We start from the raw sequence: 13,593 nt of genomic DNA, 5'->3' as shown, positions 1-13,593 counted from the left end.
CGGTGGCCTGCGATGATCCGGCACCATGCGAGCAGTAGTACAAAACGATAAAAATCGCGCTTATGGGGTGACGTGGGTCCGCGGTGGAATCGCCGTGCTCGCCGTCGCGGCCATCGCCTCGGGCTGCGCCCAGTTCGGCGGCCCGCCGGTGCACCCGGCCCCCGGCCAGGAGCCGCCCCTGCACGCGCCCCCGGCCCGCGCCCTCGACTCGTACGCCACGAAGCTGCGCTCCGCGTACCTCGCCCGCGCCGCCGCTGCGCGCCACTGGGACCTGGCAGGGGTCCCGCTGACGGCTCCGCCACCGCCCGCGGGGAAGCCGAAGATCAGGGCACGCAAGGGCTTCGAGGTGGACGACCAGGAGGAGCTGAACCTGCCGCCCGTCTTCACGACCATCCCGACCAAGCAGAAGGTCGTCTTCCTGACCATCGACGACGGTGCCGAGAAGGACCCGGCGTTCCTGCGGATGATGAGCGACCTGAAGATCCCGTACTCCGCCTTCCTCAGCGACTTCGCGGTGAAGGACGACTACGCCTACTTCCGCCGGATGCAGTCCGAGGGGGTGACCCTCAACAACCACACGCTCACCCACCCCTACCTCCCGGGCCTGTCGTACCGGGAGCAGAAGCACGAGATCTGCGGGATGCAGAAGATCATGAAGAGGCAGTTCGGCAAGGCCCCGACCGTCTTCCGGCCGCCCTTCGGCAACTACAACCAGGACACCCTGGTGGCCGCCAAGTCCTGTGGCATCAGGTACGCGCCCATCTGGGACGAGGAGGTCTTCGTCGACCACTGGGAGTACCGCGAGGACGACATGGACCTGCACCCCGGCGACATCGTCCTCACCCACTTCCGCGGCCGTGACGAGTGGAACGGCACGATGGTCGACGACATGCGCCGCTTCCTGAACAGGGTCACCGCAGAGGGCTATGCGGTCGCCCGCCTGGAGGACTACCTGTGAGCCTTCGGGGCCTGGCGGCCGCCGTCCTGGCGTGCGTGCTCCTCACCGGCTGCGCCCAGTCCGTCGGCCCCATCGAACGGCTGGGCGAGAAAGCGGCCCAGCGCGTCCGGCCGCACGGGCCCACCGGAACACCCCGGCGGCCGTACTGCCGCTGGGGCCTCACGGCCCCGCTGCCGCCCGCCCCGAAGCCGCGCCGGGCGACGCCGAGAAGGACCCCCGCTTCGTCGGCCCGGTCCGTGAACTGCGGCTGCCGGTCGGCATGTTCCTCACGGACGGTGTGGCCGGGCCGGGGTACGGCCACTTCGCCAGGCTCCGCTCGATCGGCGCGAGCATCCAGGACCACACCCCCGACCACCCTGCCCTGAGCGGCCCGCTTACGGCGGCCGGTCGTTTCAGCCCGTCGTGGGGGTCCCCCCGCTCGAGCGAAGCCGAGAGTGGGGGAGTTTGAGGACGAGGCCGTTCAGGCCGATAGCGGGGGCGCGGGGGCGGCAGCCCCCGGGACGCTCACCGAGCCCCCGGTCGACCGAAACCCCGCCGACGCGCCGCGGGCATTGGCACTCCGCTTGACCGAGTGCTAATCACGGTCATAGTCTCGGCTCTGGCACTCCCCACTGGAGAGTGCCAACTACGCGACGGGCAGGTCCGGCACCCGCGACGACGGATCCACCTGGTCGCCACCTCAGACAGTTAACCCCGTGAGATCTCCGAAGGGGGAGGTCGGATCGTGACGACCACCAGCTCCAAGGTTGCCATCAAGCCGCTCGAGGACCGCATCGTGGTCCAGCCGCTCGACGCCGAGCAGACCACCGCCTCTGGCCTGGTCATCCCGGACACTGCCAAGGAGAAGCCCCAGGAGGGCGTCGTCCTGGCCGTGGGCCCGGGCCGCTTCGAGAACGGCGAGCGCCTGCCGCTCGACGTCAAGACCGGCGACATCGTGCTGTACAGCAAGTACGGCGGCACCGAGGTGAAGTACAACGGCGAGGAGTACCTCGTCCTCTCGGCTCGCGACGTGCTCGCGATCATCGAGAAGTAAGGGGGTCTGGGGGTCACCCCCAGAAATCCTGCACCCGCTTCCTTACCGAAGCACATTGCTTGTGAGCTGCGCCCCGGGTTCCCGCGACCTTATGAAGCCGGGCGTCCGGGGCGCAGTTCGTTTCACCCACGTTTTCCGAGAGGGCTGAACCGCTCCCATGGCGAAGATCCTGAAGTTCGACGAGGACGCCCGTCGCGCCCTCGAGCGCGGCGTCAACAAGCTGGCCGACACGGTCAAGGTGACGATCGGCCCCAAGGGCCGCAACGTCGTCATCGACAAGAAGTTCGGCGCGCCCACCATCACCAACGACGGCGTCACCATCGCCCGTGAGGTCGAGGTCGAGGACCCGTACGAGAACCTCGGCGCCCAGCTGGTGAAGGAGGTGGCGACCAAGACCAACGACATCGCGGGTGACGGCACCACCACCGCCACCGTGCTCGCCCAGGCGCTGGTGCGCGAGGGCCTGAAGAACGTCGCCGCCGGTGCCTCCCCGGCGCTGCTGAAGAAGGGCATCGACGCGGCTGTGGCGGCCGTCTCCGAGGACCTCCTCGCCACCGCCCGCCCGATCGACGAGAAGTCCGACATCGCCGCCGTGGCCGCGCTCTCCGCGCAGGACCAGCAGGTCGGCGAGCTCATCGCCGAGGCGATGGACAAGGTCGGCAAGGACGGTGTCATCACCGTCGAGGAGTCCAACACCTTCGGTCTGGAGCTGGACTTCACCGAGGGCATGGCCTTCGACAAGGGCTACCTGTCGCCGTACTTCGTCACGGACCAGGAGCGCATGGAGGCCGTCCTGGAGGACCCCTACATCCTCATCAACCAGGGCAAGATCTCCTCCATTGCCGACCTGCTGCCGCTGCTGGAGAAGGTCATCCAGACCAACTCCTCCAAGCCGCTGCTGATCATCGCCGAGGACGTCGAGGGCGAGGCCCTGTCCACCCTGGTCGTCAACAAGATCCGCGGCACCTTCAACGCCGTCGCGGTGAAGGCCCCGGGCTTCGGCGACCGCCGCAAGGCGATGCTGCAGGACATGGCGGTCCTCACCGGCGCCACCGTCATCTCCGAGGAGGTCGGCCTCAAGCTCGACCAGGTCGGCCTGGACGTGCTCGGCTCCGCCCGCCGCGTCACGGTCACCAAGGACGACACCACCCTCGTCGACGGTGCCGGCAACTCCGAGGACGTCGTCGGCCGCGTCGCCCAGATCAAGGCCGAGATCGAGAACACGGACTCCGACTGGGACCGCGAGAAGCTCCAGGAGCGCCTCGCGAAGCTGGCCGGCGGCGTGTGCGTGATCAAGGTCGGCGCCGCCACCGAGGTGGAGCTGAAGGAGAAGAAGCACCGTCTGGAGGACGCCATCTCCGCGACCCGCGCCGCGGTCGAGGAGGGCATCGTCTCCGGTGGTGGCTCCGCGCTGGTGCACGCCGCCAAGGTGCTCGAGGGCTCCCTCGGCAAGACCGGCGACGAGGCCACCGGTGTCGCCGTCGTCCGCCGCGCGGTCGTCGAGCCGCTGCGCTGGATCGCCGAGAACGCGGGCCTGGAGGGCTACGTCATCACCTCCAAGGTGGCCGAGCTCGAGAAGGGCCAGGGCTTCAACGCCGCCACCGGCGAGTACGGCGACCTGGTCAAGGCCGGCGTCATCGACCCGGTCAAGGTCACCCGCTCCGCCCTGGAGAACGCCGCCTCCATCGCCTCCCTCCTGCTGACGACCGAGACCCTGGTCGTCGAGAAGAAGGAAGAGGAAGAGCCGGCCGCCGCGGGCCACGGCCACGGCCACGCCCACTGACCTCGCTCAGTAGCGGTACGAAGGCCCGGCGCCCTTGGGGGTGCCGGGCCTTTCGCCGTCCTGCTACTGCTCCAGCCCCTCCAGCGCGCCGAGTTGCGCCATCAGCCCGAGCCGGTCGTACTGCCACCAGCCCTCGACGATCTTCCCTTCCTCATTGCACCGGAAGAGGGTCGTGCCGGTCATGACGACGTTCTTCCCGGCGGACGGGAGCCCCATGAACTCACCGGTCTGGGTGCCGTGCCAGGTCCACCGGGTGCTCACCCGGTCACCCCGGGAGATCTGGTCCTCGACGTCGAAGGTGAAGTCGAAACCGCTGCGCCACATGCCGATCTCACGCCGCATGGCGTCCATGCCCATGGTGTCCTGCTCGTTGGCGGGATCGTGGTCGTGGTAGTTCTCGGCGATGAGACCGTCGAGCGGCGGCAGCTCACCCTTGGTGGCGATGGTCTCGAAGAACCGCCGCACGTTCGCCGCGTACAACTGCTCGTCGCGCACGACGTCCAGGTCGGTGAAGGTCGGCATCTCGTCGCAGAGAGCCACCATCTCCCGGAAGATCTTGTCGGTCTCGGGCAGGTTGGAGTTCCGCACCGCCTCCTCGTACGAGGGGAACTCCACGATCTCGATGAGGTGGGACGCGTCGGAGTGGTCCTTGCCGACCAGCGCGTGCGTCGCCGTCCGCTTCCCCCTGGTCTGTTCGACCCATGTGTCCATCAGCCGGTTGATGTCGTCGAACCGGCTCGTCTTGCAGTCGATGATCTGAACGAAGGTCATGATCTTGCCTCCGGTCCCCGGAGTCCGGTCGAAACAGCACCATTCTCCCACCGGGGCTCCACGGCGCCCCCCGAGCGCCGGGAGGCTACTGCGGCCCGTACTTCCGACCGGTCCGCGAGGTGATCCCACCCAGCAGACCCCGGGGCGTCACCTTCACGATCCCCATCAGCGCCTTGTAACGGGCGTCCGGAACGGACAGCGACTTCCCCCGCGCCAGGTCCGACAGCGCCGCCGCCACCAGCTTGTCGGCATCGAGCCACATCCATCCGGGGATGTTGTCCGTGCCCATCCCGGCCCGCTGGTGGAACTCGGTCCGCACGAACCCCGGGCACAGCGCCATCAACCGCACCCCGCTGCCCGCCAGGTCCTTCGCCGCCCCCTGCGTGAACTGCACGACCCACGCCTTGGAGGCGCCGTACGTGCCGCGCGGTACGAAGGCGGCCACGGACGCGACGTTGACGACCCCGCCGCGGCCGCGCTCGCGCATCGCCTCCGTCGCCGCCGCAGTGAGGCGCAGCACCGCCTCGCAGTGCACCTTGAGCATCGTCAGCTCGTCGGCCATCGCCACGTCGAGGAAGCGGCCCTTGTTGCCGAAGCCCGCGTTGTTGATCAGCAGGTCGACGGGGTTCTTGCGGTCGGCGAGGCGCGCGGCCACGGCCTCGATGCCCTCGTCCGTGGCGAGGTCGGCGGTGAGCACCTCCGCCTCGATGCCGTGCCGGTCGTGCAGTTCGGTCGCCTGTTCCTGCAACCGCTTGGTGTCGCGGGCGACAAGCACCAGATTGTGCCCGTCGGCCGACAGCCGCCGTGCGAACGCGGCGCCGATGCCCGCGGTCGATCCCGTAATCAGAGCCGTTGTCATGGCCCAAGGGTAGTGACCCGGACTGTGGGAATCCGATCTCTGCACAGGGCCCGACGGTGGTGAAGCACCTGGGAAGACCGTATATCTGACGGTGCGTCAGGATCCGTGCTTCTCCAGGTACAGACGCGCCGCCTCGCGGCCGTCCGGATGCAGCGCCGTACCCGCCGCCAGCAGCCGCGGCAGCAGTTTCCGCTCCGTCGTGACCGCCCGGAACTGCAGCGCCACCGTCACGTCGTGGTCCGGCCGGTGCACGATCTCGACCGGATCGCCGGAGCGGATCTCGCCGGGCTCGATCACCCGCAGGTACGCGCCCGGAGCACCCTTCTGCGTGAACCGCTTCACCCACCCCTTCTCGCCCAGATGGCCCTGGAAGGTGAGGCAGGGGATCCGGCCGGAGGTGACCTCCAGGACGACCTCCGCTCCGATCCGCCAGCGCTCGCCGATCAGTGCGCCCGATATGTCGAGGCCCTCGGTGGTGAGGTTCTCGCCGAACGAGCCGCTCGGCAGCAGTCGCCCCAGCTCGCGCTCCCAGTCGTCGAGGTCCTCGCGCGCGACCGCGTACACCGCCTGGTCGTCGCCCCCGTGGTGGCGCAGTTCGCACACCGCGTCCCCGGCCAGCCCGCTCGCGCCGACCCCCTTGGGCCCGGGCGCCGCCACCCGCACCGGTCCGTCGACCGGCCGCTTGTCGATGCCGGTCACCCCGTCCGGCTGGCCGGTGTACGGCACGGCCTTCGGGCGGCCGAGGTTCACAGACAGTAGTTTCATGCCCGAACAGTAGGTGAAGCCGGATCAAAGCGTCGACGCATTAAGGGGCGCCTGGTCAAAGGATCGCTTATCCTCGAACCGTGATCGAAGCCCGTCATCTGCGCGTTCTGCGCGCCGTCGCCACCACCGGCTCCTTCTCGGCCGCCGGGCGCGAACTGGGCTGTACGCAGCCCGCCGTCAGCCAGCAGATGAAGGCCCTGGAGGCGTCGGTCGGCACGCCGCTGCTCGTCCGCGGCGGGCGCGAGATGCGGCTGACCCAGGCCGGTGAGGCACTGGTGCGGCATGCCTCGGGGATCCTGGCCGGGCTCACGGCGGCGGAGGAGGAGGTCGCCGCCATCGCGGGGCTGCGCGCCGGACGCGTACGGCTCGTCTCGTTCCCGAGCGGCAGCTCGACGCTCGTGCCCACCGCCCTCGCGGCCCTGCGCGCCGCGCACCCCGGCACCCGGGTCTCCTTGGAGGAGGCCGAACCGCCCGCCTCCGTCGAGTTGCTGCGCGAGGGCGACTGCGACGTGGCGCTGGCCTTCCGCTACGAGCGCGCGGCGGGCGCGGAGGAGTGGGACGACCTGGTCGTACGGCCGCTGCTGAGCGACCGGCTCGTCGGGCTCGTGCCCGAGCGGCACCGGCTCGCGCAGGCCTCGGCCGTGGCCATCGGGGACCTCGCGCACGAGCCGTGGATCGCCGGATGCCCGCGCTGCCGCGGACAGTTGGTCGAGGTGTGCGAGAGCGCCGGGTTCACCCCGCGCATCGACTTCGCCACCGACGACTATCCGGCCGTCGTCGGCCTGGTCGGCGCCGGCCTCGGCGTCGCAGTCCTGCCGCAGCTCGCCATCGAGTCGGTACGGCCGCGGCACGCGCGCGTGCTGACGCTGGAGCCGGCGGTGCGGCGGGAGATCGTGGCGCTGACGCTGCCCGACCTGGCCCAGGTGCCCGCGGTCGCGGCGACCCTGGAGCAACTGGCGCGCGCAGCCGCCCGGCAGTGAAGAAGGGCACGCGCGCGTGCCCTTCTCATGGGAGCTCGGGGTCCGGGAGCTCAGGGACCCGGGAACGCAGAAACGTTCCTTCAGTTGTTCGAGACGCCGTCCCCGGCGGTCGCCGCCGCCACCAGCCGGTTCCGTGCCCGCCCCATCAGCTCTTCGCGCTCGTCCTCGGTCAGGCCGCCCCACACGCCGTACGGCTCTCTCACCGCCAGCGCGTGCGCCGCGCACTGCGCGCGCACCGGGCACCTCATGCAGACCTCCTTGGCCGAGTTCTCGCGAGCGCTCCGGGCCGCACCGCGCTCACCCTCCGGATGAAAGAAGAGTGAGCTGTCCACCCCGCGGCAGGCGGCCAGGAGCTGCCAGTCCCACAGGTCCGCGTTCGGTCCGGGAAGGCGGGAGAAATCTGCCATTACGTGACCCCTTGTAGCCGTTCTGAGCGGATACGGTGCCCATGACCGTATATCTACGATCTAAGGAAATGAAAATATGACTCATTGCGAATCTAGCCTCAGACACCAGTAGATGGGAAGAAAAAGGGCTAAATGGGGCATGGGTTGTGATGAAACGTTGAGAGTCCGCCCTGCATGTCTGCACCGTGTCCGTGCCCTCACGTAGAGTGCCGAAGATGGCACACGGCCCCGTAACTCTTTCGAGTGACCATCGTTGAGAGTGCGGAGGCGGTTGAAGCAACAAGTGCTCGGGCAGGCGTCCGAGACGGTCGACCGCACAGGTGACGATTTCGTACCAGCCTGGAGGCTCAAGGTGACGTGCATCAGCTGCGGAGGGCGGCCATGACATCCGTCCTCGTCTGCGACGACTCCCCGCTTGCCCGAGAGGCGCTCCGCCGCGCGGTCGCGACCGTGCCCGGCGTCGAGCGCGTGACGACCGCGGCCAACGGCGAGGAAGTCCTCCGCCGCTGGGGCGCCGACCGTTCGGACCTGATTCTGATGGACGTACGCATGCCCGGACTGGGCGGCGTCGAGACCGTCCGCCGGCTGCTGTCCGCCGACCCCGGAGCGCGCATCATCATGCTCACCGTCGCCGAGGACCTGGACGGCGTGGCCCTCGCGGTCGCCGCGGGCGCCCGCGGCTATCTGCACAAGGACGCCTCGCGCGCGGAGTTGCGCGCGACCGTCACACAGGCGCTCGCCGACCCGACCTGGCGGCTGGCCCCGCGCCGGCTGCGCTCCGCCGAGATGGGCGCCGCGCCCACGCTCACCGCGCGTGAGATCCAGGTCCTGGAGGGCATGAGCCACGGCCGCTCCAACGCGGAGATCGGCCGCGAGCTGTTCCTCTCCGAGGACACCGTGAAGACGCACGCCCGGCGGCTCTTCAAGAAGCTCGGCGCCTCGGACCGGGCGCACGCCGTGGCGCTCGGCTTCCGCTGGGGCCTGGTCCGCTAGGCCGGTCGGGTGTGTTGCAGCGGGGGTTCGAGAACCCCCGCCCATCGCAAGGTGGGTGGGACCGGGCGACCCCGAGGGAGTTCGGGCACGTCCCCACACCGCCGGTCGCGCGCGCTTCGGTGCACTGGTCAAAGGCCCTGGCAGCTGTGCTGCGAGGGCCTTCGTCCGGCATGCCGTAAGCACGCACCGGCCTCGACGCCGCGGCCGCTGCCGTGGGCCGCGGGGAAAGTCACCCGCACGCCCTCGGAGCCGCTTGTCAAAAGGCCCCGCCGGGTACCCGATGCTCGTTTCGGCGCGGATGCCGCATCCTTGAGGTGTGGAGTCTCTCGGGGACGAGTCGGTCGAGCGGAAGGGGAGGGCGCAAGGGATGAGTTCCGGCGCACCTGCTCATAACGCTTCGGTGCACAACATCGGACACGGTGCCACGGCCCGCGCGGCCGCAAGGCACCATGGACCGATGCGCGACGACGAGGCGGCGAGTGCCGCAGGGGCGATCGGTGCACTCGTCCATCGCGCCGTGGACGGGGACGAGCAGGCCACACACGACCTGCTGGCCCATGTCCACCCCCTGGCGCTGCGCTACTGCCGCACGCGCCTGTCCCGTCTGCCGGGTGATGCCCGGCACTTCGTGGAGGACCTCGCGCAGGAGGTCTGCGTCGCCGTCCTGCTCGCGCTGCCGCGCTACAAGGACACCGGCCGCCCCTTCGAGGCGTTCGTCTTCGCCATCGCCGCACACAAGGTCGCGGACCTGCAGCGGGCGGCGATGCGGCACCCGGGGTCGACGGCGGTCCCGTCCGACGAGATGCCCGAGCGGCCGGACGACTCGCTCGGCCCGGAGGAGCGGGCGCTGCTCAGCAGCGACGCCGAATGGGCCAAGAAACTGCTGGCCAACCTGCCGGAGAACCAGCGCGAGCTGCTCCTGCTGCGGATCGCGGTGGGTCTCACGGCCGAGGAGACGGGACAGATGTTGGGAATGTCACCCGGAGCGGTGCGGGTCGCACAGCACCGGGCACTGAGCCGGCTCAGGGCGCTCGCAGAGCAGTGATCCCACTGCCGTAAGCGCCTTCCTTGAACAGGGCTCCCGACGATTCCGTACGAACATACGAAGCCCAGGGTCCTGCGGAACCGTGGAATTCGAGAGCCGTGCTTCCCGTTAGCATGGACATCCGCACCGATCAAGGCCATTTGGGGAAGGTGTCATGACTGCAAACGTCGACGGAGTGCCCGGTAAATTCGCGACACTCGGGCTGACCTACGACGACGTGCTGCTGCTGCCGGGCGCATCCGAGGTGCTCCCCAACGCGGTCGACACCTCGTCCCGCATCTCCCGCAACGTCCGGGTCAACATCCCGCTGCTCTCCGCGGCGATGGACAAGGTGACCGAGTCCCGCATGGCGATCGCGATGGCCCGCCTCGGCGGTGTCGGCGTGCTGCACCGCAACCTGTCCGTGGAGGACCAGGTCAATCAGGTCGACCTGGTCAAGCGGTCCGAGTCGGGCATGGTCACCGACCCGATCACGGTGCACCCGGAGGCGACGCTCGCCGACGCGGACGCCCTGTGCGCCAAGTTCCGCATCAGCGGTGTCCCCGTCACCGACCCGGCCGGCAAGCTGCTCGGCATCGTCACCAACCGTGACATGGCCTTCGAGTCCGACCGCAGCCGCCAGGTGCGCGAGGTCATGACGCCGATGCCGCTGGTCACCGGCAAGGTCGGCATCTCCGGTGTGGACGCCATGGAGCTGCTGCGCCGCCACAAGATCGAGAAGCTTCCCCTGGTCGACGAGGCCGGTGTCCTCAAGGGCCTCATCACGGTCAAGGACTTCGTCAAGGCCGAGAAGTACCCGAACGCCGCCAAGGACGCCGAGGGCCGGCTGCTCGTCGGTGCCGCCGTGGGCGCCAGCCCCGAGGCCCTGGAGCGCGCCCAGGCGCTCGCCGAGGCCGGTGTGGACTTCCTGGTCGTGGACACCTCGCACGGCCACAACAGCAACGCGCTGAGCTGGATGTCGAAGATCAAGTCGAGCGTCTCCGTCGACGTGATCGGCGGCAACGTCGCCACCCGCGACGGCGCGCAGGCCCTCATCGACGCCGGTGTCGACGGCATCAAGGTGGGCGTGGGCCCCGGCTCCATCTGTACGACCCGAGTGGTCGCCGGCATCGGCGTCCCGCAGGTCACCGCCATCTACGAGGCCTCCCTCGCGGCCCGCCCGGCGGGCATCCCGCTGATCGGCGACGGCGGCCTGCAGTACTCCGGCGACATCGGCAAGGCCCTCGCGGCCGGCGCCGACACGGTCATGCTCGGCTCGCTGCTCGCGGGCTGCGAGGAGTCGCCCGGCGAGCTGCAGTTCATCAACGGCAAGCAGTTCAAGTCGTACCGCGGCATGGGCTCGCTCGGCGCCATGCAGTCCCGCGGCCAGGCGAAGTCGTACTCGAAGGACCGCTACTTCCAGGGCGAGGTCTCCTCCGACGACAAGCTCGTGCCCGAGGGCATCGAGGGCCAGGTGCCCTACCGCGGCCCGCTGTCCAGCGTTCTGCACCAGCTCGTCGGCGGTCTGCGCCAGACCATGGGCTATGTGGGCGCGGCCACCATCGAGGAGATGGAGTCCAAGGGCCGCTTCGTGCGGATCACCTCCGCGGGCCTCAAGGAGAGCCACCCGCACGACATCCAGATGACGGTCGAGGCGCCGAACTACAGCCGCAAGTAGTCGTCCGAGCAGTCAGCAGGCTCCTTCAAGGGCGGTCCCGGAAGCACCGGGGCCGCCCTTGTCGTACCTGTCGGCGATACTGGAAGACGCTGCAACGCATCAGGGAAAGGCCACAGACGTGACTGAGATCGAGATCGGGCGCGGCAAGCGCGGCCGCCGGGCGTACGCCTTCGACGACATCGCCGTCGTCCCCAGCCGCCGTACGCGGGACCCGAAGGAGGTCTCGATCGCCTGGCAGATCGACGCCTACCGCTTCGAGCTGCCGTTCCTGGCCGCCCCCATGGACTCCGTGGTCTCCCCGGCCACCGCGATCCGCATCGGCGAACTCGGCGGCCTCGGCGTGCTGAACCTCGAGGGCCTGTGGACGAGGTACGAGGACCCGCAGCCGCTGCTCGACGAGATCGTCGGCCTCGACGCGGACCGGGCCACGCGCCGGCTCCAGGAGATCTACGCCGCTCCCATCAAGGAGGAGCTGATCGGCGCGCGCCTGAAGGAGGTGCGCGACTCCGGCGTGGTCACCGCGGCCGCGCTCTCCCCGCAGCGCACGGCCCAGTTCTCCAAGGCCGTCGTGGACGCGGGCGTGGACATCTTCGTCATCCGCGGTACGACGGTCTCCGCGGAGCACGTCTCCGGCTCGCACGAGCCGCTGAACCTGAAGCAGTTCATCTACGAGCTCGACGTCCCGGTGATCGTCGGCGGCTGCGCCACGTACACGGCGGCCCTGCACCTGATGCGTACGGGCGCGGCGGGCGTGCTCGTCGGCTTCGGCGGCGGCGCCGCGCACACCACGCGCAACGTGCTGGGCATCCAGGTCCCGATGGCGACCGCGGTCGCGGACGTGGCGGCGGCCCGCCGTGACTACATGGACGAGTCCGGCGGCCGGTACGTGCACGTGATCGCCGACGGCGGTGTGGGCTGGTCCGGCGACCTGCCGAAGGCGATCGCCTGCGGCGCGGACGCCGTGATGATGGGCTCCCCGCTCGCCCGCGCGACGGACGCGCCCGGCAAGGGCAACCACTGGGGCATGGAGGCCGTCAACGAGGAGCTCCCGCGCGGCAAGAAGGTCGACCTCGGCACGGTCGGCACCATCGAGGAGGTGCTGACCGGCCCGTCGCACACCCCTGACGGCTCCATGAACCTCTTCGGCGCACTGCGGCGGGCGATGGCCACGACCGGCTACAGCGAGCTGAAGGAGTTCCAGCGGGTCGAGGTCACGGTGGCGGACTCGCAGCACAAGCGGTAGGGCGTACGGCGTGAAGGGGGCCGGTCACCTGGTGAGGTGACCGGCCCCCTTCGTGTGCCCGGGGCTTGCGCGGGGCGCGTGGGGTGATGCGGGGGCGTGCGGTTGCGTTCGGGAAGGAAACGGGCTGGTCAGCGGTTCCGAGGGCGATAACGTCCGTGTCGGCGCCCCAGGTTGCTGGAGCGCCCCCTTCCAAGGATTTGGTTCCGGACCCCGCTCCTCGGGGCCCGGCCCGATTTCCAACGGACCGTCTACCGGGCAAATGGGCGGCGTCGTGGAAGGGGGCGCCCATGGGACGTCACCGCAAGCCCACTCGCTGGGACCGGATCCGTCTTCGGATGGTGAAGTGCCGGAGGAGGTGGATCTTGCGGATTTTCGGATGGTGAGCGGCCGCCCCCAAGCAGCGTAGGGGCGGACACTCCGTGAACCATCCAGGAGCCTGCCGCAGTTCCCGCTGCGGTGGGCTCCACCTAGTGGGTGTGATGGTGAGCGGCCGCCCCCAGACAACGTAGGGGCGGACTCTCCGTGATCCATCCGTGAGCCTGCCGCAGTGCCACCTACGGCCGACCCCACCTGTCTCCGTAAGGTACCCGCGCCGCGCCCGGCATGCCACCAGCCCCGGAGCCTGTTGCACTCGCGCGCCCCCCTTCACAACCGACGCGCCGCCCCACCCCGCACCGGCAGCGTCAGACCGCCGCCTTCTTGGCCCCCGTGAAGGCCACATACGCGGCGATCGCGAAGAACACGAACGTCAGCGGGTCGGCGTCCGCCTTCCAGGCCTCCTGGACCACGCCGAGGTGCTGGAAGAAGACCTCGTTGAAGCCGACCTTCACCTGGTCCGCGATGGGCATGGCCTCGCCCACCAGATGGCCGACGTAGACGGCGGCCAGCGACAGGACCGCGCTCGCGACCGGCAGGACCGGGTTGCGGCCGCCGAGCCGACCCGCGGCAAGGCCGATCAGGAAGCCGACGCCGACCGCCGCCCACCCGATCTCGTGCTTGGTCAGGCCGATGATCACGCCGTAGACACCGGCGACGACCACGGCGGCAGCGAACGCGGCCCCCAGACCGAGCCCGATGTTGTTCTTCACGGGAGCAGGCA

General features: G+C 69.7%; 13 protein-coding genes and 1 pseudogene. 9 read left to right on the top strand and 5 right to left on the bottom strand.

Annotation, left to right across the window (positions count from 1 at the left end; genetic code table 11):
* The first annotated feature begins 25 nt into the window (after positions 1-25).
* The 4 genes and pseudogenes from AB0N07_RS14785 (at position 26) to groL (ending at position 3,774) form a co-directional block, all read left to right on the top strand.
* Positions 26-958: a polysaccharide deacetylase family protein gene (locus AB0N07_RS14785; protein ID WP_365834865.1), complete on the top strand. Its 933-nt coding sequence runs from the start codon at positions 26-28 to the stop codon at positions 956-958.
* Positions 955-1,349: pseudogene (locus tag AB0N07_RS14780) on the top strand (polysaccharide deacetylase); the annotation flags it as partial. The gene AB0N07_RS14785 and the pseudogene AB0N07_RS14780, both read left to right, overlap by 4 nt.
* Positions 1,350-1,682: 333 nt before the next feature.
* A complete protein-coding gene (gene groES, locus AB0N07_RS14775; protein WP_003998759.1) occupies positions 1,683-1,991 on the top strand; it encodes a co-chaperone GroES in 309 nt (102 codons plus the stop codon).
* 157 nt (positions 1,992-2,148) lie between these two features.
* A complete protein-coding gene (gene groL / locus AB0N07_RS14770) occupies positions 2,149-3,774 on the top strand; it encodes a chaperonin GroEL (protein WP_365834863.1) in 1,626 nt (541 codons plus the stop codon).
* 63 nt (positions 3,775-3,837) lie between these two features.
* On the opposite strand, the gene AB0N07_RS14765 is transcribed toward groL, so the two are convergent.
* The 3 genes from AB0N07_RS14765 to AB0N07_RS14755 form a co-directional block, all read right to left on the bottom strand.
* The gene (locus tag AB0N07_RS14765; protein ID WP_365834861.1) at positions 3,838-4,545 is read right to left on the bottom strand and encodes an ester cyclase; all 708 of its coding nucleotides are present in this window, start codon (positions 4,543-4,545) and stop codon (positions 3,838-3,840) included.
* Between the two features lie 85 nt (positions 4,546-4,630).
* Complete coding sequence (locus AB0N07_RS14760) at positions 4,631-5,404, bottom strand: SDR family oxidoreductase (protein WP_365834859.1); 774 nt, start codon at positions 5,402-5,404, stop codon at positions 4,631-4,633.
* Between the two features lie 96 nt (positions 5,405-5,500).
* The gene (locus AB0N07_RS14755) at positions 5,501-6,169 is read right to left on the bottom strand and encodes an MOSC domain-containing protein (protein WP_365834857.1); all 669 of its coding nucleotides are present in this window, start codon (positions 6,167-6,169) and stop codon (positions 5,501-5,503) included.
* Between the two features lie 80 nt (positions 6,170-6,249).
* On the opposite strand from AB0N07_RS14755, the gene AB0N07_RS14750 reads away from it, so the two are divergent.
* Positions 6,250-7,149, top strand: coding sequence for a LysR family transcriptional regulator (locus AB0N07_RS14750; protein ID WP_365834855.1), 900 nt, complete (start codon positions 6,250-6,252; stop codon positions 7,147-7,149).
* Between the two features lie 80 nt (positions 7,150-7,229).
* Here the strand turns inward: AB0N07_RS14750 and AB0N07_RS14745 are convergent, their stop codons facing one another.
* Positions 7,230-7,556, bottom strand: a complete 327-nt coding sequence (locus AB0N07_RS14745) for a WhiB family transcriptional regulator (RefSeq protein WP_115906403.1) — start codon at positions 7,554-7,556, stop codon at positions 7,230-7,232.
* 381 nt (positions 7,557-7,937) lie between these two features.
* On the opposite strand from AB0N07_RS14745, the gene AB0N07_RS14740 reads away from it, so the two are divergent.
* From AB0N07_RS14740 to AB0N07_RS14725, 4 genes are all read left to right on the top strand, one after another.
* Complete coding sequence (locus tag AB0N07_RS14740) at positions 7,938-8,549, top strand: response regulator transcription factor (protein WP_003948568.1); 612 nt, start codon at positions 7,938-7,940, stop codon at positions 8,547-8,549.
* A gap of 457 nt (positions 8,550-9,006) precedes the next feature.
* A complete protein-coding gene (locus tag AB0N07_RS14735) occupies positions 9,007-9,594 on the top strand; it encodes a sigma-70 family RNA polymerase sigma factor (protein ID WP_030930346.1) in 588 nt (195 codons plus the stop codon).
* Positions 9,595-9,748: 154 nt separating this feature from the next.
* The gene (gene guaB, locus AB0N07_RS14730) at positions 9,749-11,251 is read left to right on the top strand and encodes an IMP dehydrogenase (protein WP_115906401.1); all 1,503 of its coding nucleotides are present in this window, start codon (positions 9,749-9,751) and stop codon (positions 11,249-11,251) included.
* Between the two features lie 118 nt (positions 11,252-11,369).
* Complete coding sequence (locus AB0N07_RS14725) at positions 11,370-12,494, top strand: GuaB3 family IMP dehydrogenase-related protein (RefSeq protein WP_351462435.1); 1,125 nt, start codon at positions 11,370-11,372, stop codon at positions 12,492-12,494.
* A gap of 683 nt (positions 12,495-13,177) precedes the next feature.
* Here the strand turns inward: AB0N07_RS14725 and AB0N07_RS14720 are convergent.
* Positions 13,178-13,582: a hypothetical protein gene (locus tag AB0N07_RS14720; RefSeq protein ID WP_365834851.1), complete on the bottom strand. Its 405-nt coding sequence runs from the start codon at positions 13,580-13,582 to the stop codon at positions 13,178-13,180.
* Positions 13,583-13,593: the final 11 nt, after the last annotated feature.

Origin of the sequence: Streptomyces sp. NPDC051172 (assembly GCF_040682555.1) — a bacterium.
Taxonomy (GTDB): Bacteria; Actinomycetota; Actinomycetes; order Streptomycetales; family Streptomycetaceae; genus Streptomyces.
The sequence above is the reverse complement of the archived record's forward strand: the minus strand, read 5'-3'. Positions and strand labels throughout refer to the sequence as shown.